At 71.0% G+C, this 22,439-nt stretch carries 22 protein-coding genes and 2 tRNA genes; 9 read left to right on the top strand and 15 right to left on the bottom strand.

The features are described from left to right. Positions 1-36: 36 nt before the first annotated feature. Both ACIBEJ_RS32995 and ACIBEJ_RS32990 read right to left on the bottom strand, forming a co-directional pair. Entirely contained in the window at positions 37-1,770 is a 1,734-nt protein-coding gene (locus ACIBEJ_RS32995; RefSeq protein ID WP_397186791.1) for a hydantoinase/oxoprolinase N-terminal domain-containing protein, read from the bottom strand. Next, a complete protein-coding gene (locus ACIBEJ_RS32990; protein WP_397186790.1) occupies positions 1,767-2,828 on the bottom strand; it encodes a DUF917 domain-containing protein in 1,062 nt (353 codons plus the stop codon). The genes ACIBEJ_RS32995 and ACIBEJ_RS32990 overlap by 4 nt, the downstream gene beginning before the upstream one ends. Before the next feature lie 264 nt (positions 2,829-3,092). Between ACIBEJ_RS32990 and ACIBEJ_RS32985 the strand changes: the two genes are divergently transcribed. The 7 genes from ACIBEJ_RS32985 (at position 3,093) to ACIBEJ_RS32955 (ending at position 9,181) form a co-directional block, all read left to right on the top strand. Further along, positions 3,093-3,165, top strand: a tRNA-Met gene (locus ACIBEJ_RS32985). A 1-nt stretch (position 3,166) separates the two neighbouring features. Further along, positions 3,167-3,239, top strand: a tRNA-Arg gene (locus ACIBEJ_RS32980). Positions 3,240-3,254: 15 nt separating this feature from the next. Next, entirely contained in the window at positions 3,255-3,692 is a 438-nt protein-coding gene (locus tag ACIBEJ_RS32975) for an RpiB/LacA/LacB family sugar-phosphate isomerase (RefSeq protein WP_397186789.1), read from the top strand. Next, complete coding sequence (locus ACIBEJ_RS32970; protein ID WP_397186788.1) at positions 3,689-4,183, top strand: hypothetical protein; 495 nt, start codon at positions 3,689-3,691, stop codon at positions 4,181-4,183. Before ACIBEJ_RS32975 ends, ACIBEJ_RS32970 begins: the two co-directional genes overlap by 4 nt. A gap of 32 nt (positions 4,184-4,215) precedes the next feature. Then, positions 4,216-5,379 (top strand): amidohydrolase, encoded by a 1,164-nt coding sequence (locus ACIBEJ_RS32965; RefSeq protein ID WP_397186787.1) that lies wholly within the window; start codon positions 4,216-4,218, stop codon positions 5,377-5,379. 28 nt (positions 5,380-5,407) lie between these two features. After that, positions 5,408-8,008 carry a Tex family protein gene (locus ACIBEJ_RS32960; protein WP_397186786.1) on the top strand — a complete coding sequence of 867 codons (2,601 nt, stop codon included), beginning with the start codon at positions 5,408-5,410 and terminating at the stop codon, positions 8,006-8,008. Positions 8,009-8,218: 210 nt separating this feature from the next. Beyond that, a complete protein-coding gene (locus ACIBEJ_RS32955; RefSeq protein ID WP_397186785.1) occupies positions 8,219-9,181 on the top strand; it encodes a hypothetical protein in 963 nt (320 codons plus the stop codon). A gap of 597 nt (positions 9,182-9,778) precedes the next feature. Here ACIBEJ_RS32955 and ACIBEJ_RS32950 read toward each other — a convergent pair. From ACIBEJ_RS32950 to ACIBEJ_RS32925, 6 genes are all read right to left on the bottom strand, one after another. Then, complete coding sequence (locus ACIBEJ_RS32950; protein WP_397186784.1) at positions 9,779-10,213, bottom strand: hypothetical protein; 435 nt, start codon at positions 10,211-10,213, stop codon at positions 9,779-9,781. A 123-nt stretch (positions 10,214-10,336) separates the two neighbouring features. Then, on the bottom strand, positions 10,337-11,200 hold the full coding sequence (locus ACIBEJ_RS32945) for an RNA polymerase sigma factor RpoD/SigA (protein WP_397186783.1): 864 nt from the start codon (positions 11,198-11,200) through the stop codon (positions 10,337-10,339). Positions 11,201-11,240: 40 nt separating this feature from the next. After that, on the bottom strand, positions 11,241-11,627 hold the full coding sequence (locus ACIBEJ_RS32940) for an STAS domain-containing protein (RefSeq protein WP_397186782.1): 387 nt from the start codon (positions 11,625-11,627) through the stop codon (positions 11,241-11,243). Positions 11,628-11,668: 41 nt separating this feature from the next. Continuing rightward, complete coding sequence (locus ACIBEJ_RS32935) at positions 11,669-12,646, bottom strand: phosphotriesterase (RefSeq protein ID WP_397186781.1); 978 nt, start codon at positions 12,644-12,646, stop codon at positions 11,669-11,671. 59 nt (positions 12,647-12,705) lie between these two features. Then, on the bottom strand, positions 12,706-14,058 hold the full coding sequence (locus ACIBEJ_RS32930; protein WP_397186780.1) for an APC family permease: 1,353 nt from the start codon (positions 14,056-14,058) through the stop codon (positions 12,706-12,708). A 280-nt stretch (positions 14,059-14,338) separates the two neighbouring features. After that, complete coding sequence (locus ACIBEJ_RS32925; RefSeq protein ID WP_397186779.1) at positions 14,339-14,797, bottom strand: universal stress protein; 459 nt, start codon at positions 14,795-14,797, stop codon at positions 14,339-14,341. 76 nt (positions 14,798-14,873) lie between these two features. Here ACIBEJ_RS32925 and ACIBEJ_RS32920 point away from each other — a divergent pair, with 76 nt between their 5' ends. Then, complete coding sequence (locus ACIBEJ_RS32920) at positions 14,874-15,239, top strand: hypothetical protein (protein WP_397186778.1); 366 nt, start codon at positions 14,874-14,876, stop codon at positions 15,237-15,239. On the opposite strand, the gene ACIBEJ_RS32915 is transcribed toward ACIBEJ_RS32920, so the two are convergent. The 3 genes from ACIBEJ_RS32915 to ACIBEJ_RS32905 all read right to left on the bottom strand — a co-directional run bounded on the left by ACIBEJ_RS32915 (position 15,200) and on the right by ACIBEJ_RS32905 (position 18,070). After that, on the bottom strand, positions 15,200-15,820 hold the full coding sequence (locus ACIBEJ_RS32915; RefSeq protein WP_397186777.1) for a DUF998 domain-containing protein: 621 nt from the start codon (positions 15,818-15,820) through the stop codon (positions 15,200-15,202). The genes ACIBEJ_RS32920 and ACIBEJ_RS32915 overlap by 40 nt on opposite strands. A 147-nt stretch (positions 15,821-15,967) precedes the next feature. Beyond that, a complete protein-coding gene (locus ACIBEJ_RS32910) occupies positions 15,968-17,119 on the bottom strand; it encodes a low temperature requirement protein A (RefSeq protein ID WP_397186776.1) in 1,152 nt (383 codons plus the stop codon). 30 nt (positions 17,120-17,149) lie between these two features. Continuing rightward, entirely contained in the window at positions 17,150-18,070 is a 921-nt protein-coding gene (locus ACIBEJ_RS32905; protein WP_397186775.1) for an anti-sigma factor RsbA family regulatory protein, read from the bottom strand. A gap of 180 nt (positions 18,071-18,250) precedes the next feature. On the opposite strand from ACIBEJ_RS32905, the gene ACIBEJ_RS32900 reads away from it, so the two are divergent. Then, entirely contained in the window at positions 18,251-18,799 is a 549-nt protein-coding gene (locus ACIBEJ_RS32900) for a DUF1707 domain-containing protein (protein WP_397186774.1), read from the top strand. On the opposite strand, the gene ACIBEJ_RS32895 is transcribed toward ACIBEJ_RS32900, so the two are convergent. From ACIBEJ_RS32895 to ACIBEJ_RS32880, 4 genes are all read right to left on the bottom strand, one after another. Then, entirely contained in the window at positions 18,769-19,872 is a 1,104-nt protein-coding gene (locus tag ACIBEJ_RS32895) for an aromatic ring-hydroxylating dioxygenase subunit alpha (protein WP_397186773.1), read from the bottom strand. The two genes, ACIBEJ_RS32900 and ACIBEJ_RS32895, sit on opposite strands and share 31 nt — an antisense overlap. Positions 19,873-19,946: 74 nt before the next feature. Next, a complete protein-coding gene (locus ACIBEJ_RS32890) occupies positions 19,947-20,381 on the bottom strand; it encodes a hypothetical protein (protein WP_397186772.1) in 435 nt (144 codons plus the stop codon). Further along, the gene (locus ACIBEJ_RS32885; protein ID WP_397186771.1) at positions 20,366-20,914 is read right to left on the bottom strand and encodes a hypothetical protein; all 549 of its coding nucleotides are present in this window, start codon (positions 20,912-20,914) and stop codon (positions 20,366-20,368) included. Before ACIBEJ_RS32885 ends, ACIBEJ_RS32890 begins: the two co-directional genes overlap by 16 nt. Positions 20,915-20,970: 56 nt before the next feature. Further along, complete coding sequence (locus tag ACIBEJ_RS32880) at positions 20,971-22,323, bottom strand: APC family permease (protein WP_397186770.1); 1,353 nt, start codon at positions 22,321-22,323, stop codon at positions 20,971-20,973. Between the last annotated feature and the right edge of the window lie 116 nt (positions 22,324-22,439).

Below are 22,439 nucleotides of genomic sequence, written 5' to 3'. Positions count from 1 at the left end.
GGCAAGATCGTAGCGACGAACGCCCGGCGTTAGGCGTCAATTCGATAGCGGACCTGCGGCCTTTACATGAAGACGCACCGCCGGTTCCGCCAGGTAGCTGAGCGGAACCTCGTGCACGTCCACCAGTTCGACACGCGCGGGATCCGCCCCCGCCTGTACGGCTTTCGCCGCCGCCTCCTCCTTGGCCCGCTCGATGGCCCGCGCCCGGCCCGCGCCCGCCGGCACGATCGTGTCCACCCGGCCGCTGGCCAGCGCGATCGCCGCGCCGACGGCGTTGGCCACCTCGGCGTGCTCGGGCCTGATCACCTGGCTGACGCCGGCGATCCGCTCGGCCAGCAGGAACGCGCCACCGCCGACCGCGACCAGCGGACGGTCGGAGCGGCCCAGCGACATACGGTCAACGGCGTCGGCCACCATCTCGTCCGCCACCGCCAGCCCCGCCGCCAGCAGCCCCGCCGCGTCGGCATGCCGGTCCAGCGCCGCGTGCCAGCCGGGTGGGGTCTCACGCATGCGGCCCGCGTACACTCCCGCGTCCGTCATAGTGGGCACGCTACCCCCGAAGACCAGCGCGGACTCGGCCAGCCGGTACCCCACCGAGTCCGGGCCGACCGCGCCGGGGCGCAGCCGGGTGCCGCCGCCCATCGCGATGGCCAGGATGTCGGGCATGCGGAAGTTGGTGAGCACGCCGCCGATCTCGACCGCCGCGGCCGACTCCCTCGGGAACCCGGCCGTCAGCACGCCCAGGTCGGTGGAGGTGCCGCCGACGTCGGCCACGATCGCGTCCTTCACCCCGGACAGGAACGCCGCCCCCCGCAGCGAGTTGGCCGGGCCGGAGCCGATGGTGGAGACGGGCAGGCGGGCGGCGTACTCCACCGTCATCAGCGTGCCGTCGTTCTGTGCCAGGTACGGCCGCGCCGTCAGCCCCCGTTCGGCCAGGGCTTCGACCAGCGCCTTGGTGACGGCGGCGGCCACCCCGTACAGGGCGGCGTTGAGGACGGTCGCGTTCTCGCGCTCCAGCAGGCCGAGCGAGCCGATCTCGTGGCTGAGGCTGACCGGCAGGCCGTACTCGCGCTCGACGAGGTCGCCCACGAGGCGCTCGTGCTCGGCGTCGGCCGGGCTGAACACGCCCGACACCGCCACCGCGTCGGCCTGGACGCCGTCCAGGAAGCGGCGCACGGCATCCAGGTCGAGCGGGCTGATCGGACGGCCGTCCACGTAGTGGCCGCCGGGCAGGATGGCCTCGCCGGCCGAGACGGCGGCGCGCAGGTCGGCCGGCCAGTCGGTCAGCGGGGGCACGGACGTGGTCGCGGGCGCACCCAGCCGCACCACCGCGACCCGGCCCAGGTTGCGCCGCTCCAGGATCGCGTTCGTGGCGTGCGTGGTCCCCAGCATGACCCTGCCGACCCCAGCCACACCACCCCACCCGGCGCCACCCGCTGCACCACCCCACCCAGCACCACCCGCTGCACCGCCGCGCTCGGCGCCACCCGCGCCCGCGCCACCCGTGCCCGCCCTAGCTGCTCGCCCGGCGCCGCCCGCGTCCGCTGTATCGGTGTGCCCGGCTTCATCCGTGGCTGTCGTATGGGTCCGTTCGGTTTCGCGCGCTGTCTGGGACAGTTCGGCCAGGACGGCGTCCAGGGCGGCGCGTAGGCCGCCGGTGACGTCGGGCGTGGTCGGGTGCTTGGCCTTGGCCACCACCCGGTCGGTCTCGTCCAGCACCACCGCGTCCGTGTTGGTGCCGCCGACGTCGATTCCGATGCGCAGCGTCATGCGAGCTCCTCCACGGGCACGTAGTCCAGGTCGTAGCCGAACGCGGCGGGTCCCGCGATCTCCAGGCCCCGGTCCGTGCGCCAGAGCGGGTCGCAGGGCCAGGCGAGCACGGTGACGCGCTGGCCGTACCGCAGCGACTCGGTCTGGATGGCGATCGCGGTCTCGGTGTCCACGACGGTGATCAGGTCGGGGACGATCGCGCGGACGGTGCCGCCCTCCAGCGCGACCAGGTTCTCGTTCTGGAGCTCCAGGGTGAGCGTGCGGCCCCGGTCGGCGCCGGTGCCCTCGATCGTGGCCGTGCCCCTGACGAAGCCGCCCGAGGTGCGGCGTTCCACGTCGGTGAGCTTGCCGGTGATCAGGCGGCGGGCGCCGAGTTCGTGCTGGAGGGCGCCGAGCGGGTCCGCGGTGTGCTCGGTGGCCCTGCCGACGGCCATGGCGCGGGTGACCGTACCCTCGATGACCGCGCCGCGGGCCTGTCCGGCGGCCAGCACGTAGTCGGCCATCAGCGCGCTGGATCCCGCGGCCACGCAGACGGCGCGCGCCAGCCGTTCCGACCACAAACCATCCACCGGCCGAATCGTCACGATATTTCCCGCTACATCGGACATGATGACCAGGTCGGCGGGCAGCCCCGCCACGTACATCGACACCATCTGGACCTCGGGAAACGCCCGGCCCATGCCGTCCGCGTCGAGCAGCGGCAGCCCGAGCTGCGCGGCCCAGGCGACCGGCGCCACCCCGTTGCCACCGCCGATCTCCGACGACATCACCGCGAACGGAGCGCGGCCGAAGATGCGCTCGACCTCCTCGGCGATCCGCTTCGGCTCGTCCTCGCCGTGGATCATCTCGTGGCTGACCGTCGGCGCGCCGATCCCGGACAGCGGGACGATCAGCGCGTCCTCCGGCAGGTCGTCGAGCGTCACGAGCGGGACCCCGCCGTGCGCCTGGATCGCCCGCCGCGCCGCCAGCGAACCGGTGCGCACGTCACCGCCGCCGCCGGTGCCCAGCACCGCGCAGCCCCTCGCGAGAGCCGGGATGTCATCCTCTTTGATCAGCACACAAGCCACCGTAGTGGTCGTTCATCACTTATCACCGCGAACTCCCGTTCGTGCCCACATGGCCGATCGCGGCTGCGAACCTGGTGGAGACCGACATTAATCCCGTTGCACCGCTCACCCCCCTCACGGCATCCTCGTCCCATCGCCCGAAAGGACCCGGCATGAAGACCCTCCGAATGCATGACCGACGTAGCGGCATGTCCTGGGCTTAGGCACGTACACACGGTGCCCCGGGACGTGGGTCCCGGGGCATTCGCATGTCCGGACGGGTGGGGGCGCTGGTGTGCCCGGCGGTTTCATAAGCCGCTCCAGGCGGGTTCGATCCCCGCACCCGTCACGCCTTCGTGGCGCAGCGGAGAGCGCGCCTGCTTGCGGAGCAGGAGGTCGCTGGTTCGAATCCAGCCGAAGGCACGAGATCATCGGAGTATGCGCATTTCAGTGGCGGCCGACAGCCTCGACGGCGTGGCCGGGACGGTGGTGGAGGAGCTGCGCGGGCGCGGCCACGAGGTGATCACCCACGGCGCGCTCGACGCGGACGAGCGCGCCGACTGGGCGTGGGCCTCGGAGGCCGCCGCCCGCGACGTGACCGAGGGACGCGCCGAGCAGGCCGTCGTCTGCTGCTGGACCGGCACGGGCGCCTCGATCGCGGCCAACAAGGTCCCCGGCGTACGCGCGGCCCTGTGCGGCGACGCCTACACCGCGGGCGGCGCGCGCACCTGGAACGACGCCAACGTGCTGGCCCTGAGCCTCCGGCTGACCTCGCCGGCGTTGCTCACCGAGATCCTGGACGCGTGGTTCGCGGGCACACCGAGCACCGACGCGGACGACCTGGCCAACGTGGCGCGGGTCGGGGAGATCGGGTGACGTTCGAGGACGTGGCCGACCGGGTCCGTGCGGCGATCGGGGCGGGGGAGCTCGACGGCGATCGGGCCGTGGAGCTGGCCGTCGCTTTGGAACGGCTCGGCGTGGCCGTACCGGCTGATCTGGACCTTCGTGTCCTTCTGACCGGCTTCGCCCGCCTGGAGCAGGCCGTGCGGACGGTGGGGCGCGACCTCCACGCGACCGGGGTGCCCGGCCGGCTGCGCGTGTGCGCGCCGGAGTGGAGCGACGGCTGGCTGCGGGTGGAATACGGCGGGCGGGCCTCCTCGATCGGCTTCGACCTGGGCAGGAGCGGCGACCCGCTGGCGGAGGTGGCCGACGCCGCCCAGGGGATCGTCGTCGAGGCGCTCTGGACGAGCTGGCCGCTCTGCCCGGAGCACGGTTTCGGACTGCACGCGAACAACAACGCAGAATGGCACTGCAAAGGGGCGAAACCGCACATGGTCGCGCCTGTGGGACGGCTCGGCGGGGGCTGAGTTTCGTCGGTCCCCGGGTCTATGGTTCTGCCATGACCGCGACACTCCTGCGCGGCGGCCACCCCTGGGGGCTCGGGGCGCCGGCCGACATCCTGGTCGCCGACGGGCTGATCCAGCGGGTCGGCCCGGCGCTCGACGACCCCGCCGCCCGCGTCGTCGACGTCTCCGGCCAGCTCGTGCTGCCCGGCCTCGTCGAGTCACACTGCCACCTCGACAAGACGCTCTACGGCGGGCCGTGGGTGCCCCACTCCGCCGACGACACCCTCGCCGGCCGGATCGGCAACGACCTGGCCAGGCGGGCCGAGCTGGGCGTGCCCAGCGTCGAGCGGATCGAGGCGCTGCTGCGCACGATGAGCGCGGCCGGCACCACCCACGTGCGCACCCACACCGACATCGACCCCGAGGTGGGCCTGCGCGGCGTCGAGGCGGTGCGCGAGGCCGCCGCGCGGGTGCCGGTCACCGTGCAGCAGGTGGCCTTCCCCCAGCACGGCGTGCTCACCAACCCCGGCACCGCCGAGCTGCTCGAAGCGGCGCTGAAGAGCGGCGTGGAGGCGGTCGGCGGGCTCGACCCCGCGGGCATCGACCGCGATCCGGTGCGCCACCTCGACCTGATCTTCGGACTGGCCGAGCGCTACGGCGCCCACCTCGACATCCATCTCCACGACGGCGGCACGCTCGGCGCCTGGGAGCTGGAGCTCATCACCGAGCGCACCAGAGCGCTGGGGCTGGGCGGCCGGGTCACGGTCAGCCACGCCTACGCGCTGGGCCAGATCGACCAGGCCCACCAGGACCGCCTGGCCGAGGGCTTCGCCGCCGCGGGCGTGGCGCTGGCCACCGGCGCCGTCTACAGCTTCCCGGTGCCTCCGGTGAAGAGGATGCGCGCCGCCGGGGTGGTCATCGCCTGCGGCCACGACGGCATCCGCGACCTGTGGGGGCCCTACGGCTCGGGCGACATGCTGGAGCGGGCCATGCACCTGGCCTACCGCAGCACGTTCCGCTCCGATCCCGACATCGAGCTCGCGCTGGAGGCCGCGACCTACGGCGGCGCCAAGGCCCTCGGCCTCACCGGCTACGGCCTGTCCGCGGGCGACCGGGCCGACCTCGTCGTGGTGCCGGCGGGCGGCGCGGCCGAGGCAGTGGTGACGCATCCGTCCCGCTCTCTGGTCATGAAGGACGGCGCGGTCCTGCACAATTGACCGGCGGGGACCATCGAAAGGCAGGCAAGTGCTCTCTATTCACCAGCGGATCGCGGAAGAACTCGGGGTACGCGAGGGGCAGGTGCAGGCGGCCGTCGACTTGCTCGACGGCGGCGCCACCGTGCCGTTCATCGCCCGCTACCGCAAGGAGGTCACGGGCACCCTCGACGACGCGCAACTGCGCACGCTCGAAGAACGGCTGCGCTACCTGCGCGAGCTGGAAGAGCGGCGCGCGGCCATCCTGGAGTCGATCGAGTCGCAGGGCAAGCTCGACGACGAGCTCAGGGCGCAGATCATGGCGGCCGACACCAAGGCCCGCCTGGAGGACATCTACCTGCCCTACAAGCCCAAGCGGCGCACCAAGGCGCAGATCGCCCGCGAGCTGGGGCTCGAGCCGCTGGCCGACCAGTTGCTCGCCGACCCCTCGCTGAGCCCGCTGGCCGTGGCCGAGGGCTTCCTCACCGAGGGCGTGGCCGACGCCGCCGCCGCGCTCGAAGGCGCGCGTGCCATCCTCATCGAGCGCTTCGCCGAGGACGCCGACCTCATCGGGGAACTGCGCGAGCAGCTCTGGAGCCGCGGGCAGCTCTCGGCCAAGGTACGCGAGGGCAAGGAGGAGGCGGGGGCCAAGTTCTCCGACTACTTCGACTTCGCCGAGCCGTTCACCAAGCTGCCCTCCCACCGGATCCTGGCGATGTTCCGCGGGGAGAAGGAGGAGATCCTCTCCCTCACGCTGGAGCCGGACGAGGGCACCGACTACGAGCAGCGCATCGCCACCCGCTTCGACATCGCCGACCGGGGACGGCCCGCCGACCCGTGGCTGGGCGAGACCGTGCGCTGGGCCTGGCGCACCCGCATCCTCGTCCACCTGGGCCTCGACCTGCGCATGCGCATGTGGCAGGAGGCCGAGGAGGAGGCGGTGCGCGTCTTCGCCGCCAACCTGCGCGACCTGCTGCTGGCCGCGCCCGCCGGCACCCGCGCCACCATGGGGCTCGACCCCGGCCTGCGCACCGGCGTGAAGGTCGCGGTCGTCGACGCCACCGGCAAGGTCGTGGAGACCGCCACCATCTACCCCCACGAGCCCAAGCGCCAGTGGGACCAGTCGCTGGCCGTCCTCGGCGCGCTGGCCCAGCGCCACGGCGTCGAGCTCATCGCCATCGGCAACGGCACCGCCTCCCGCGAGACCGACAAGCTCGCCGGGGAGCTGGTCAAGCACATGCCCGGGGTGACCAAGATCGTGGTCTCGGAGGCGGGGGCCTCGGTCTACTCGGCCTCGCCGTACGCCTCGCAGGAGCTTCCCGGCCTGGACGTGTCGCTGCGCGGAGCGGTCTCGATCGCCCGCCGGCTGCAGGACCCGCTGGCCGAGCTGGTCAAGATCGACCCCAAGTCCATCGGCGTCGGCCAGTACCAGCACGACCTGTCGGAGACCAAGCTCTCCCGCTCGCTCGACGCGGTCGTCGAGGACTGCGTGAACGCGGTCGGCGTCGACCTCAACACCGCCTCCGCTCCCCTGCTGACCCGCGTGTCCGGCATCGGCTCCACGCTCGCCGACAACATCGTCCAGCACCGCGACGCCAACGGCCCCTTCCGCACCCGCACCGCGCTGAAGGAGGTGGCCCGGCTCGGCCCCAAGGCGTTCGAGCAGTGCGCCGGCTTCCTGCGCATCCCCGGCGGCGACGACCCGCTCGACGCCTCCAGCGTGCACCCCGAGTCCTACCCGGTGGTACGCCGCATCCTGGGCTCGGTCGAGGGCGGCGACCTGAAGACGCTGATCGGCAACACCGCGACCCTGCGTTCCCTGAAGCCGCACGAGTACGTCGACGACACCTTCGGCCTGCCGACCGTCACCGACATCCTGCGCGAACTGGAGAAGCCGGGTCGCGACCCGCGTCCCGCCTTCAAGACGGCGACGTTCAAGGAGGGCGTGGAGAAGCTCTCGGACCTGACGCCCGGCATGATCCTGGAGGGCGTCGTCACCAACGTGGCCGCCTTCGGCGCGTTCGTCGACATCGGCGTCCACCAGGACGGGCTGGTCCACGTCTCGGCCATGTCCCGCACCTTCGTCAAGGACCCGCGCGACGTGGCCAAGCCGGGCGACATCGTCCGGGTGAAGGTTCTCGACGTGGACATCCCCCGCAAGCGCATCTCCCTGACCCTGCGCCTGGAGGACGACGCGGAAACCGACTCCCGCCCCCGCGGCTCCCGCGGCGGCCAGGGCGGCGGCGGAGCCGGGGCCGGGGGCGGCACCGGCGGCGACCGACGCGCAGGGGGCCGCGGCGGCGACCCGAGAACCGGCGACTCCCGCGGCAGAAGCGGCACCGGCCGACCCGACGGCCAGGGCACCCGCGACGCCCAGGGCGGCGCGAGCCAGAGCGGCGGCCGTGGCGGTGATGGCCGTGGCGGTGGCGAAGGTCGCGGCGGCGAAGGTCGCGGCGGCGGCCGTGGCGGCGACGGTCGCGGTGGTGACGGTCGTGGCGGCCGGGACAACGCGCGTGGCCAGGGCGGCAACCGTGACGGGCAGCGGGGCGGCAACCAGCGGAGCGGTCGTGACGGCGCTCGCCGCCCGGCCCCGTCGGGCGCGATGGCCGAAGCCCTCCGCAAGGCGGGCCTCACCGGAGACGACCCCCGCTAACCCACCCACCTCGTGCCGCCCGTCCCACAAGCCAGGCGGCACGAGCCCCTTCCACCAACCCGACCAGCGCACCCGGGCGTGACCAGGCACCCCACGCCCAGGCTCTCCGAGGGCCGCGGCTCCGTGCGCCGGGGGTGGGTGGGCCTGTCATGCCTGGATGGCGTGCTGCCGTCTGGCTCTGTCCTGGGTGGCACGCGATACGGTCGAGGGATGACGACACGGGACCGGTATGAGGCGGCCATCGCTCAGGCGGGCGATCTGTTGAGGTGGCGTTCGCCGCTGCGTGCCGAGTTGTGGGCGAGCCGGTTCGTGGCCGAGTTCGATGAGGACGGGGTGGACGAGGAGGCGTTCGGCGGGCTGCTGGAGGAGGATTCCGGGCAGGAGGCGGCTCTGGTGGCAGCGGCGCTCAGTGCCGTGGGGACGCCGGTGCGGGCGGGCGGTTCCGGGCCCGAGTGGCTGGCCCGGATGGGCGAGGTCACGTGCGAGTCCGCCTGGTACGGCAAGGCCGACCGCTACGGCGAGCAGGCACTGGCGGCGCTCACCTTCCGATACCGGAACGGCAAGGAACCCCACACGGTCGTGGTGGGCATCGACCAGGTACACGGCGGGATCGCGGTGGACGCGGCGGTGGAGGAGCCCAAGTTCCTGGACGATCTGGGGTTGGACCCGGCCGACCCGGCGCTGGTGGCCGAACGCGTCCTGGCGGCCTTCTCCCTCCTGGACATCCTGCTGGGCGCCCCCGTGGCCGACACCCTCCCCCCGCCACGCGCGTTCACCCTCACCCGCGCCCGCTCCATCCCCACCCACGCCCAAGCGGCCCATGGCCCGCAGGCGCCCGACCTGTCGGAGTTCCCCGAACTGGCCGACGTGCCGGGGGCGGCGGAGGCGTACCGGGTGCTGATGGAGTTCGTGGGAGATCGGGGCGTGTGGTGGAGCCCGACTCGGGTGTCGGCCTTCCTGACGGTGTGGCTGCCCAGGGAAGCGGTGCTGAGCGGCGAGGGGATCGACGCGATGCCCGAGGTGGTACGCGCCTGGACGCGCCGGATCGCCGACGACCCCGCGATCCACGACCAGATCGACACCGACGCCCCCGGCCTACCGGCCCGGATGGCCGACGAGTCGCTGGCCGGCCTGCGCAAGAAGCTCACCCAGCAACAGCACCCCAACCCGTAACACCCCGCCTCGGCCCGGATGCCGCGCCCGACCACGCCTCGGCTTGACCTCTGGGACGCCGCAGCGCGCCCCACGCTCGAGGGCGCCGTGCGTAGCCGCCCCTTGGCCGCGCCTCGGAGGGCGCCGTGCGCAGCCGCCCCTTGGTCGTCAGGCCCGTGTCGGGCCAAGGGTCGCGTACGCCCTCTCCTCAGAGGAACCGCCCGCACGGGGTGACATCGCAGCACGCCCCCCCCGCTCGGGGTTGCGGCGGCGTGGGTGTCACGCGCGACCGCCCGAGGGGTGCCGTCGCACGCATCGACACCCCCGGGCGTGAGGTCGGGCACAAGCGGGGCGTGGGTGGACGGAGTTCTCATGTCCTACGGCTATGCTGCACGTTGACGTTTCCACGGCCCGGATCCGGGCGACCCGAGGGAGATCTACACGATGTACAAGGAGTTCGCTGCTGAGGCCGTGGTCTGGGTTGTCCCGATCGTCGTGCTGATCGGGCTCGCTCTGATGATCACCGCCTAGGTCCACGGACAAGACGGCGAGGGGTCGGACCGGGGTTCGACCCCTTTTGGCGTGCCCGGAGGGGCGGCCGGAATGGCACGGTCCAGGTCAGCCGTACCACTCGTAGTGGACGACGGTGTTGACGCGGGTGTCCCAGCGGATCTGGCCGTCCAGGTACCGGTCCCAGAGGCGGTTGAGCTTGCCGCCGCGGACCGTGCAGGACGCCCAGCGGGTGCCGCGGGGGTGGATCTGGCCCACGTGGTCGCGACACTGGCCCATGTAGCGGCCGTTGACGCGGAGCTTGGCGCGCAGGCTCACGTCGTACAGGCGCTTGGAGGAGATGTTCTTGATGCGCACCCGGATCCGGCAGGTGTCCTTGCACCGCCCCCAGTAGATCTTGGTGCGGATCAGCTGCTTCTTGGCTTCTGCGGTGGCGGTGGCGATGGTGGTGGTGGACGAGGCGTTCGCGGCGGAGGGTGCGGCGGTCACCAAGGTCGTGGCGGCCGTGGCGACTGCTAAGGCTCCGGCGAGACGTCTGAGCATTCTGCCCCCAGAACTATCTGGACGGCCGCTTCCCCCTGTTTGAAGCGGCCTCAGTTACCTCGATTAACCATCAGGCGTTCCGGCCCGTCAATGAATCCCGGCATCCGGTACATTGCGGGCGCGCTACGAGGCCCATGCCAGTAACGGTTCGCATGAGCGAAGACGTTTCAGGGCCTGCTTCTCGAGTTGCCGAATGCGCTCCCTGGTCAGTCCGAGCCGGGATGCTATTTCGGTATAAGTCTGCTTTCGGGCTCCGGCCAGGCCGTATCGGAATCTCAGGATGAACGCCTCACGCGGCGGGAGAGTCGTGAACACGACCTCCAACTCCTCGCTCAGCGCCCGCCACTCCATGAGCTCCGGCGCGTTCAGGCCGTCCTCGTCGAGGATCAGGTCGCCCATGCTCGTGTCGCCGCCCTCCCCCACGGGCAGGTCGAGGCTGACCGTTTCCAGGGCGAGGCGGCGCAGACCGTTGATCTCCTCGGGCGGGCGTCCGGTGGTCTCGGCGAGTTCGGCGTCGGTGGGTGGGCGGCCCAGGTCCGTCGCCAGCCGCCGTTCTATGCGGAAAAATCGGGAAACGTCCTCGGCCACATGGATGGGCAATCGCACGGTACGCCCCTTGTCGTGAATACCGCGTTCGATCGCCTGCCGGATCCACCACATCCCATAGGTGGAGAATTTGAAGCCGCGGCGGTAGTCGAACTTCTCCACCGCCCGGATCAGCCCGAGACTGCCCTCCTGGATGATGTCGAGCAACGGCAGCCCGCGGTGCGCGTACTTCTTGGCCGTGGACACCACCAGCCGCAGGTTCGCCCGGATCAGCCGCTCCTTCGCGCGCTCGCCGTCCGCGCGCAGTTCTCGCAGGTCAGCGGAGTCAGCGCCGTCCGCGAGCAGATGGCCGGCGTAGAGGCCGGCTTCGATGCGTTTGGCCAGGTCGACCTCGTCGGCCGCCGACAGCAGCGGCGTCCTGCCGATCTGGCGCAGGTACATACCCAGCAGGTCGGGCTCTTCCGATGACATGCACCGGCGACTACCCGGTAAACGGCGGCGAATTCCCGTCGTCGCTGAGTTCGGCGATGGCGAGTTCGGCCGTGGTGCGGATGTCGAAGAACTTGTCCAGCGCGGTGATCGCGAACAGGTGCTTGCAGCGGCCGTTGAGCCCGGACAGCAGGAGGCGCCCGCCGGAGGCCGTGACGGCCTTGTGCAGGTAGACCAGGACGGACAGGCCCGACGAGTCGCACACGCTGACGGCCTGCATGTCGATGACGAGCATGGGCGGCTGAGTGAGGTCGAGGGCCTTGGTGACGCGGTCACGCACCTCGGCCGCGGAGCCGAAGTCGAAGTCCCCCGTGAGCCTTGCGATGACACAGGGCCCCTGAAGGCCCAGGCTGATCGACAGGGCTTGCTCCGAAGTCACCCAGTTCCACCTACCCGCGTCGGTCTTCCGGTCCCACCACTTTACGAGAAGTAGCGTCTCGGGTTGAACACCAGCATCTGCTCAATCTGCTCTTCAGTCACACCCGAGGCGCGCAGGGCGGGCAGCACGTCGTCGTGGATGTGATCGTAGCGCCACTTGGGAGCCGCCGTCGCGAGGGTCTCGTCCCACATGCCCCCGAAATAGTCCATGAAGCAGGCCGCGTCGTGGCTCAGCACCATCCGATCGGAGTAGCCCCTCTCGCACAGCGCCGCGACCGTCTCGACCCGCTGGGGCGTGGGGTTGTACAGCTCGAGACCGAACCGGTCCATGCCGAGCGTCGCCCCCGTGTCGGCCATCCGCATCAAATAGTCGAGATCGTTGGTGTCCCCGGCGTGTCCCACGACCACCTTGGTCAGATCCACGCCTTCCTTGGCGAACATGCCGAGCGCCACCGGCCCCGACCCCGTGAACGAGTTCGTGTGCACGGTGATCGGCGCGCCGGTCTCCGCGTGCGCCCGCGCGACCGCCCGACAGATCCGCTCGACGCCGGGCGTGAGCCCGTCCTGCTCGACCACGCACTTGAGGAACGCCGCCTTGACCCCGGTGTCGGCGATGCCCACGGTCAGGTCGCGCACGAAGTCGTCGATCATCGGGTCGGGGATGTCGAACAGCAGCCCCGGCCCCCGGTGCTCGTACTGGTGGGGCAGCTCGTGGTAGCTGTAGATGCCGGTCGCGACGATGATGTTCAGCTCCGGTACGGCTGCCGCGATCCGCTGGATCCGCGGGATGTAACGCCCGAGCCCCCAGACCGTGGGATCGACGATGGTCCTGACCCCCGTGGCGGCCAGCTCGCCGAGCTTCCTGATCGCGTCCTCGACCCGGAACTCCTCGTCCCACCAGGCGCCCTTGCCGTAGTTGTCCACGTGTTCGGTGAAGACGACGAAGACGTGTTCGTGCATGAGCGTCTGGCCGAGTTCCTCGACGTCGACGGGACCACGGACGGTGCTGACGGTGGGCATCCCGAACCTCCATACCGGCTGGTCTGATCGCGCAACCGTAAGCCGCCCGCCGGACGCGGTCAACGCCCTGCAGGAGAGCGGTGGCGCAGGAACCACAGGGCGGCGCCGAATCCGAACACCGCCAGACCGGTCACCACGGCCATCCACGGCAGCGTGAACGCCAGCAGGAGGCACAGGCCGAGGCCCACGACCGGGATCGCGCGGTGCGGGGCGCCCTCGTCCCGGGTGAGGGTCAGGGCGGCGGCGTTGGCGATGGCGTAGTAGACCAGGACGCCGAAGGAGGAGAACGCGATGGCCCCGCGCAGGTCGGCCAGCAGCAACAGGATGATCACTGTCACGCCCACGGCCAGCTCGGCGCGGTGGGGCACCTGCCGGGTGGGGTGGATCGCGTCGAGGAAGGCGGGAAGGTCGCGGTTGCGGGCCATCGCCAGGACCGTGCGGGAGACCCCCAGCACCAGCGCCAGCAGCGCGCCCAGCGCGGCGACGGCGGCGCCGACCGAGACGACGGGCACCAGCCAGTCGACGCCCGCGGTCCTGGCCACGTCGGCCAGCGGGGCCGCCGACAGCCCGAGGCGCGCGGGACCGAGCGCGTGCAGGGCCGACAGCGCCACCAGCGTGTAGACGACGAGCGTGACGGCCAGGGCGATGCCGATGGCGCGCGGGATCGTGCGGGCCGGGTCGCGCACCTCCTCTCCCAGCGTGGCGATGCGCGCGTAGCCGGCGAAGGCGAAGAACAGCAGCCCCGCCCCCTGCAGCACGCCGAGGAAGCTCCAGGACCCGCCCTCGGTGACCGACAGCGCGACCAGGTGGAGGCCCGTCTCGGGCTCGGGCGCGGGCACGCCGAACCAGCCGGGCGTGGCCTGCGGGTCGGGCATGCCGTACGCGGTGGGGTCGGCCAGTGAGAACGGCGGCGCGGGACCCGACAGCAGCCCGGCGGCGATCACCATGGCCAGCACCGCCAGCACGAACGCGACCAGGATCCTGGCCACCCCCGCCGAGCGCTGCACGCCGAGCAGGTTGAGCGCGGTCACGCCGACGACGGCGCCGATCGCCAGCGGCTGGGCCAGGGCGGGGGCAACGTACGCGCCGAACGTCAGCGCCATCGCGGCGCAGGAGGCGGTCTTGCCGACGGTGAAGCCCCAGCCGGCCAGATACCCCCAGAAGGGGCTCAGCCGGCGCCTGCCGTAGACGTAGGTGCCGCCTGACTCGGGGTGGAGAGCGGCCAGGCGGGCCGAGGAGGTCGCGTTGCAGTAGGCGACGAGCGCGGCGAGGGCCAGGGCGAGGAACAGCCACGACCCGGCCGCCTGGACCGCGGGCGCGAACGCCACGAACACGCCCGCCCCGATCATCGCGCTCAGCCCGACCACCACCGCGTCGGTGGTGCCCAGCGTCCGCGCGAGCCGTTCCGCCACCCGTCCCCCTCGCTCCGGCATGGAAACCCGCACCGGACAGACCCGTCACACGCCCGTGCCGGGAAGACCCGGCACACGACGTCCGCGCCGGGAAGACCCGTCGCATGACGTCCGTGCCGGGGAAGACCGTCACGGGACGTCCGTGCCGGGAAGGTCCGTCGCGGAACATCGTGCCGGAAGATCCACCCGGCGACTCGGTGAAGCTCCCGTCGTGGAAGCCCGAAGGAGACTCTGCACCATCGCACCGACAGAACGGTGAACGGACGGTGAACCGGCCGCGCTACTCCTTGCTCTCCGGCGCCGGCACCACCAGCACGGGCCGGCTCGCGTGGTGCAACACTCGGTCGGAGGTGCTGCCGAGCAGCAGCGACTTCACCCCGCCCAGCCCCCGGGTGCCGGTGACGATCAGCGCCGCGTCGAGCTCGTCGGCCACGTCCACGATCGTGGACCACACCGCCACCCCGTCCAGCTCGCACCTGGCCGTGGCCTGGAACCCGGCCTGCCTGGCCAGCTCCGCCCCCTGCTCGGCGAGCTTGCGCATCGCGTCCCCGACCGCCTGGTCCTCGGCGGCGGAGAACTCGGGCGCCATCACCATGCCCACCGACGCGCGGGCGGCGCTCATGGCGAGGCGTTCCCAGACGGTGAGGACCACGGCGTTCTCGCTCTTGAGCAGCCGCCCGGCGAAGGAGATCGCCTCCTTGGCATCGTCGGACCCGTCGTACGCGATCAGAATTGTCATTAAGGCCATCCCAAAGTAGGAGTCACTGATCTTCTCCTGCCCCGTTTCATGCCCAGGAATCGGGTAGCGGTCCGGTATGACCGTGACCAGATTCCAGGACCTGCCCCTGGCCGACCGCGACAGGGAGTGGGACTCGGCCGCCGCCGACAAGCGCGTGCGCGCGTGGGCGGGGATCGACGACAAGCCCAACGACTCCTACAAGCAAGCCTTCCTCTGGTACGACGGCGACGACGCCGACGAGTTCGGCGCTTACAAGCTGCCGATCGCCGACGTCGTCAACGGTGAGCTGAAGGCGGTGCCGCGTGCGGTGATGTCCGCGGCAGGGGTCCTCGACGGCGCCAGAGGCGGCGTGAACCTGCCCAAGGACGAGATCGACCGGGTGCGCGGGCACCTCGCCAAGTACTACGCCAAGATGGACGAGCGCCCGCCCTGGGAGCGCTGACGCAGGATCGAGAACCCGATCAGCCCCAGCACCGCCAGCTCCGACACCACGACCACCCGCTGCGTGAGCCCGGCGGGGATGTCGGTGTTCTCCAGCGGGATGCCGAACATGCGCACGATGTAGGGCACGACGACCATGAGCAGCGCGGCGAGCGCGACGCCGCACAGGACCTTCATGGCCGGGGCGTACCGCATGCGCGCCCTGACCAGCAGCATGCCCGCCAGCGGCATGGCCAGGAAGGCGGCGAGAGCGGCGTACCGGTGAATGCCCCCGGAAAGGGACAGCGGGACCCCGGGACGGTCGGTGGGGAAGGCGCCGATGAGGAACATGCAGGTCCCCCAGGCCACCAGCAGCCACACGACCCGCCGGTCGGTGCCGGCCCTGCGCAGCGCCTCGGCGATGAGCGCCGATCCGAGCGCGAACAGGGTCAGCGAGGCCGGAAGCAGCCAACCGCCGGACGCCCAGGCGTATTCGCTGATCACACTGTGGAACGGGTCGAGCCCGGCCTCGGCGTGCAAGGTGAGCATGGCGCCGGTACCGGTGCCGATGGCCGCGAATCCGCTTACGAGCAATCCCTTCATGCCTCAAAGTTCGTGGAACGCGGCCTTCGCGAGTATCCGAGATCAACCCTAAGCAGCCCTGATCGGCCCCCTACTACCTTGGTCGGGGGCAACCCCTGAGCACCCCGCTGACCTGTGGGAAGACAGACCCTGGTAGGGCCTGCCTCCTCAGGGTCGGACGCGCCCGCGCCACCTGCCCGCCTCGGTCAGGATCACCAGCGCCGCGCACACCACGGCCATCGCCGGCACCGGCTGCGGGGTCAGCGGCGCCAGCAGGACCAGCGCGGTGGCGACCAGGAACGCGGCGGTGTCGGCGCGGCCGTAGCGGTGCGGGCGCAGGTGCAGCACCCAGACCATGAACAGGAAGAGCGCCACGGGCACCGCGACGGCGTAGCCCGCGCCGACGGCGGGGATGTGCGCCTTTCCGGTGAGATGGTCCACGCTGACCTCGACGCCCGCGCTCAGCGCGCCGATGGCGGCGAAGATCAGGTAGTGGCCGTAGCCCCAGGGGATGGCCTGCCGATTGGAGCTGAGCAGGTCGGCCGTCGGCGGGGCGAAGTAGATCCACCACAGCGAGAAGACGATCACCAGCGAGGAGACCGCGAGCACGACCAGCCCGGCCTCGATCCCGTGCTCCCTGCCGGCCTCCTGCACCGCGACGGTCGCGGCCAGCACGTTCTCGCCCATCATGATCAGTGTGAAGAGCCCGTACCGCTCGGCGATGTGGTGCGGGTGCCACGGTGTACGGCCGGCCGCCTCCGCCCAGATCGGCACCGCCAGCTCGGCCAGCGCGCACACCACGAACCCGGCCGGCCGCCACTCGTGCGGCACGAACAGCAGCCCGATCCACGCCACCTGCGCCACGCCGATCCCCGCCGCGTACCGCAGGGCGGTGCGCCGCCCCTCCGGATGCCCGGCCGCGGCGCGCAGCCACTGCGAGGCCATGGCCAGCCGCATGATCACGTACCCGAGCACGAACAGGCCGAGGTCGTTGTCCAGGAAGGCCCGCGGCACCCCCGCGGCCAGCACCAGCACGCCCGACATCTGCACGAGCGTGGTCACCCGGTACCACCAGTCGTCCACGTCGTAGGCGGAGGCGAACCACGTGTAGTTCATCCACGCCCACCAGATGGCGAAGAAGCACGTCAGGTAGCCGGTCAGCCCCTGCCCGAGATGTCCCTCCGCCAGCGCGTGGTGGAGCTGGCTCCCGGCGAAGGAGACCGCGACCACGAAGAACAGGTCGAAGAAGAGCTCCAGCGGGGTCGCCGCGCGGTGCGGCTCGCCGGTGTCGCGCGGGCGCATCGGACGCAGGCCGTTCATGCGACGGTTTCTACCCGCGCCGGGCCAAGGTCAGGTAAGGGCGAAGTACACGCGCACCACGGTGCCGCCCGGCGAGGTGTGGACCCGGACCAGGTCGCTGAGCAGGTTGACGATGAGCAGCCCGCGCGAGCCCGCCATGCGCGGGTCGACCGGCCGCCGCCCGGCGAGCGGGTCGGTGATGTGGCCCGCGTCGCTGACCTCGCACACCAGGTGGCCGTCGTCGGTCCAGATGCGGACCAGGCCGGAGCCGCCGCCGTGGTCGAGGCTGTTGGCGCCGAGCTCGGCGATCACCAGCCGCACGTCGTCGAGGCGGGTCCCGGTGAGCCCGGCCAGCGCGGCCTGGGAGGCGGCCAGCGCGCGGGCGGCCCCGAGGTTGGTGCTGTCGAAGCGGAGCGAGATCGGCCCGACCGGCTCGGTGAAGGGCCGGTTGTGCCAGGTGATCACCAGTTCGGGGGCGTAGGCGGCGCTGTGCCGTTCGCCGAGGGCGTCCCTGAGCGTCGGATGGGTGCGCTCGGCCTCGGTCAGCACCTCGGGCGCGAGCCGTTCCGCGTCGTACGGGCACAGGATCGTGGCCTGCCGGCCGACGAAGGCGTAGTTGATCAGGGCCTCGTGCTGGGCGCAGGCCGGGTACTCGACCGGCGAGCGGCCCGGCCAGATGGGCTCGCCGACGATCCGCACCCGTTCGCCCTGGTGGCGGTCGGCGAAGTCGGTCAGCACCGCGGGGATGATCCGGCCGGGGTTGCGCCCGGCGTCGCCCATGTCCACGAGCGTGACCTTCTCGGCGTCGGCGGCCAGGGCGGCGGTCAGGAGCGCGAGCCGGTCCGCGGGGACGGCCACCGCGACCGGCTCCATGAGCTCCAGACCCTCGCGCACGAACCCGCCCACGGCAGCCACATACTCCCGGTCACCCCGATAGAAGAGGGCCGGGTGCGAGAAGGGATCCGCGAGCATCAATCCACACGTTACTCCGCGCGGATGACTTCCCGGCCTTCCGATGGGTATCTGTCGGGTGTGAAGAGAATTCAGATCGTGCGGCGCCCCCACCTCCCGCGCCGGCCGCTTCCCCTCGATCTGCGCACGCCCTCGGGAAGGAAGCTCCCGTTCTGAGGACCGCGAACCTATGCTCGAACCATGTCGGAATTGCACCTGCGCGTCGCCGACGAGGATCGGGATCGCACCGCCCAGCAACTACAACACGCCTTCGCCGAGGGCCGCCTCACCCCCGCCGAGCTCGACGAACGCCTCAGCCTCGTCTTCTCCGGGCGGACCTACGGCGACCTGCTCGCGGTCGTGTCCGATCTGCCCGCGACGCAGGCCGCCGAGGAGAGCGTCCACCTGGAGACGAAGAACGGCCACGTGAAGCGCTCCGGCGACTGGGACGTGCCGCGCCACCTGCGCGTCACGTCCAAGTACGGCAGCGTCGAACTCGACTTCTCCGAGGCGGTCATCTCGCATCCCGTGGTGGACGTCGTGCTCGACCTCACATACGGCTCCGCCGGCCTGATCCTGCCGCCCGGCGCCTCGGCCAACGTCGACGCCTTCGCCAACCAGTGGGGTTCGACGGTCACCAACGTGCCCAGCAGGCCGCGCCCCGGCGTACCGCACATCAAGGTGAGCGGCGCGAGCAAGTACGGCGCGCTGCGCGTGCGCTATCCCCGCAAGCGCTGGTTCACCCACTGATGGAAGGCGGAGATGTGGTGCTCGCTGGGCACCAGCACGCCGCCGGCGCGGTAGGCGCGTGAGGACATGCCGGGCTGGGTCCGCTCGCAGGCGTCGAAGTCCTGCTCGTTGACCCGGTGGAACAACTCGACCGAGTGCGTGAGGTCGGCGCCCGAGGCCACCACGTCGGGGTGGTAGAGCCAGTCGCACTCCACGATCGTGCGGTCCACGGCCAGCGGGAACATCCTGTGCATGATCACGTGGTCCGGCACCAGGTTGATGAAGACCTGCGGCTTGACGGTGATCGCGTAGTAGCGCCGGTCCTGCTCGGCCGAGACGTCGGGCAGCTTGCCGAAGCCCGCCCTGCCGTCGACGGTGAACCCCTCCACCCGCTCGGCGAACTCGGCGCCGTGGCCGACGTAGTACTGGGCCGCGTAGCCGCCGGCGAACTCGGGCAGCACCGCGGTCAGTTCCGGGTGGATGGTGGCGCAGTGGTAGCACTCCATGAAGTTCTCGACGATGAGCTTCCAGTTGGCCCGTACGTCGTAGACGATCCGGCGCCCGAGTGCCAGCTTGTCCACGTGGTAGTGCTCGATCGCGGCGGGGTCGCCGAGGCGTTCGGTGGCGGCGCCGGTGACGTTCTCCTCGAAGGAGGGCGGGTCGGCGGCCAGACAGAGCCAGGCGTAGCCGAGCCATTCGCGCAGGTGGACGGGGATGAGGCCGTACTCCACGCGGTCGATGTCGGGCATCTTGACCAGGTTGGGCGCGGCGGCGAGGCGGCCGTCGAGGTCGTAGGACCAGGCGTGGTAGACGCAGCGGATGGTCCGCTTGACCTCGCCTTCCGGCTCGGCGCACAGTCGCGCGCCCCGGTGGCGGCAGACGTTGAGGAAGGCGCGTAACAGGCCGTCGCGGCCGCGCACCACGATCACGCTCTCCCGGCCGATCCCGACGGTCTTGAAGGACCCGGGGCGCGGGAGTTCGTCGGTCCTGACCGCGCAGAACCAGAGGTCTTCGAAGATCTTCTCCTGTTCCTCGCGGAAGATCTCGGGGTCGGTGTAGGAGCGGCCGGGAAGGGTGGAGACCAGACTCGACATGTTCACCCGCTTGTTGCGTATTACGCGACGAGTTGCTCTATATGCGACATCGTCGGGTCGGGTTCGCGAGCCTGTCAATAGGCGGCCGGCGACCCCCGGCGGCGGCGCAGGCGGGAGAGCAGCGGGTAGAGCAGGCCGAGGCCGATCAGGACCAGCGCGAAGGTCAGGATCCACTCGTTGGAGCCGCCCTCGGTGTAGACCTGCGCGGGGCGGCCCACGTCCACGGCCCTGAGTTCCTGGCCGGGGGTGAGGGTGTCGCGGGCGCTGCCGTACAGGGAGACCTCGCGCGCGCCGGTCGCGGTGGCGAAGCGCCCGTACCATGCGCAGGCCTCGTGGCCGCCCGGGTGCGTCACGCACGACAGGCGGCCCGCCGTGAACGTGCCCCAGGTCCCCTCGGCCCGCGCGGCGCGCACGACCGGGCCGAGGTTGGGGACGGCCAGCGCCAGCAGCAGCGCGGCGGTCACCGTCGCCACGACGACGGTGAAACGGCTGTTCACGCCCGCGCGCACGAGCAGGACATCCGCGCCCGCTCCTCCTTGTTCGGCCGGGCGTGGAGGATCATCGCGATCACCATCGGGACGAAGACCACCGTGTTGTAGAACAGGTGCAGTTCGACGCGCGGGAAGAGCAACTGCGCCACGCTCGTCTGCACCGGCCGGCCCGCCAGGAACCAGCCCGACTGCGCCTGGATGAGCAGCAGCAGGTGCTCGACGTGGTGCCAGATCTGGATGCCGAGGGCGATGTTCCACCACAGGCGGGCCCGCCCGGTGAACCCCTTGCGCAGCACCCAGAGCGCGACGAGCATGATCAGCGCGTAGCCGTAGTGCAGCGCCTCGGAGGTGACCAGCCAGGGGAAGAACTGTCCCAGCACTCCCCTGGCCTCCGGGACCGGCATGCCCAGCACCCAGATCTGCATCGCCTGCACGATGTGCTCGGCCCAGTGCGCCAGCACGACGAACAGGAACACGTTCAGCGCGGTCCGGTGACGTGGACCGTTGAGCGTCCCGGTCAGGCCGGTGGACATCGGTATGGCGGTCATCATCCCTCCATCGCGTGGACAGCCGCACCTGTTGTACGGCCCGCCCACGCGTCAGGGATTCAGTCCTCCGGAGTGATCTTGGTCGGGTCGACCTGGTTGACCCGGCCCACGAAGATCCAGTTGACGAACCACAGGAGCGCCCCCAGCGCGACGAGGATCCCCGCGCGCACGTAGATGTCGGCGGTCCTGCCGGTCAAGGGCAGCGCCAGGAACAGGCAGACCACCGCGCCGAGCACCGGCGCCCAGGTCGGCGCCCGGTAGTGGTCGTGGCCGACGTCCTCCTTGCGCAGGACCAGCACGCAGATGTTGACCAGCGCGAACACCAGCAGCAACAGCAGCACGGTGGTGTCGGCCAGCGGCGCCACGTCGCCCGTCGAGACCAGGACCGCGGCGACGCCGATCGTGAACACGATGGCGATCCACGGGGTGGACCTGGTCGGGTGAACGGTGCCGAAGAACGGGGGGATGATGCGCTGGCGGGCCATGCCGTACACGAGCCTGGAGGCCATCAGCATGTTGATCAGCGCGGTGTTGCCGACGGCGAGCAGCGCGATCAGCGCGAACAGCTTCGGCGGGAAGGCCAGCCCCGCGACCTTCACCACCTCCAGCAGCGGGCCCGAGGACGCCATCAGCGTCTTGGTGTCGACCAGCATGGTCGCCGTGAACGCCACCGCCATGTAGATCACCGCGGCCACGATCAGGCCGCCGAACAGGGCGCGGGGGAAGTCCTTCTGCGGGTTCTTGGCCTCCTCGGCGAGGTTGACCGAGTCCTCGAAGCCGAGCAGGGCGTAGAAGGCCAGCGCGGTGCCGCCGAGCACGCCGAGGAAGGCGCCGTTGGCGGGATGGAACTCGATCGCCCTGGCTGGCTCGCCCTCGCCGGTGAACAGCGCGAAGATGCCGATGGCCACGATCACCAGCAAGCCGAACGCCTCGATGATGGTCAGGGCCACGTTCACCTTGACGGACTCCGAAATTCCGGCGAAGTTCACCAGCGCCACGATGCCGAGGAAGATGAACGCCCCGATCAGCACCGGAAGCGTCACGAACTCGGCCAGGTAGCGACCGCCGAACGCCCTGGCCGCGGCGCTCGCGGAGGTGATGCCGCTCATCATGACGGTGAACGCCACGATGAAGGTGACGAAGGGGATGCCGAACGCTTTGTTCACATACAACGCCGCTCCGGCCGCTTGCGGGTATTTACCGACCAGTTCGGCATATGCCGTGGCGGTCAGCGCGGCGAGGACGAAAGCCACCAGAAACGGCAGCCACAGCGCCCCGCCGACATGCCCGGCGACCTTTCCGACCAGGGCGTAGATGCCCGCGCCGAGAATGTCGCCGACGACGAACAGCAGCAGGACGCGACGGCCGATGACCCGCTTCAGCGAATGTTGTTCTACCTGACCAGTGCTCATGACCTTGGACTACCCAGGACCGTCATGGGTGATGTTGGCAACGTGCAAGCAGGATTCAAGGAATGGTCCATAATGTCCCTTCGTCTCCACACCTACGAAGGGCACAACAATGACTT

Source organism: Nonomuraea sp. NPDC050790, assembly GCF_044456745.1.
Classification (GTDB): Bacteria; Actinomycetota; Actinomycetes; order Streptosporangiales; family Streptosporangiaceae; genus Nonomuraea.
The sequence above is the reverse complement of the archived record's forward strand: the minus strand, read 5'-3'. Positions and strand labels throughout refer to the sequence as shown.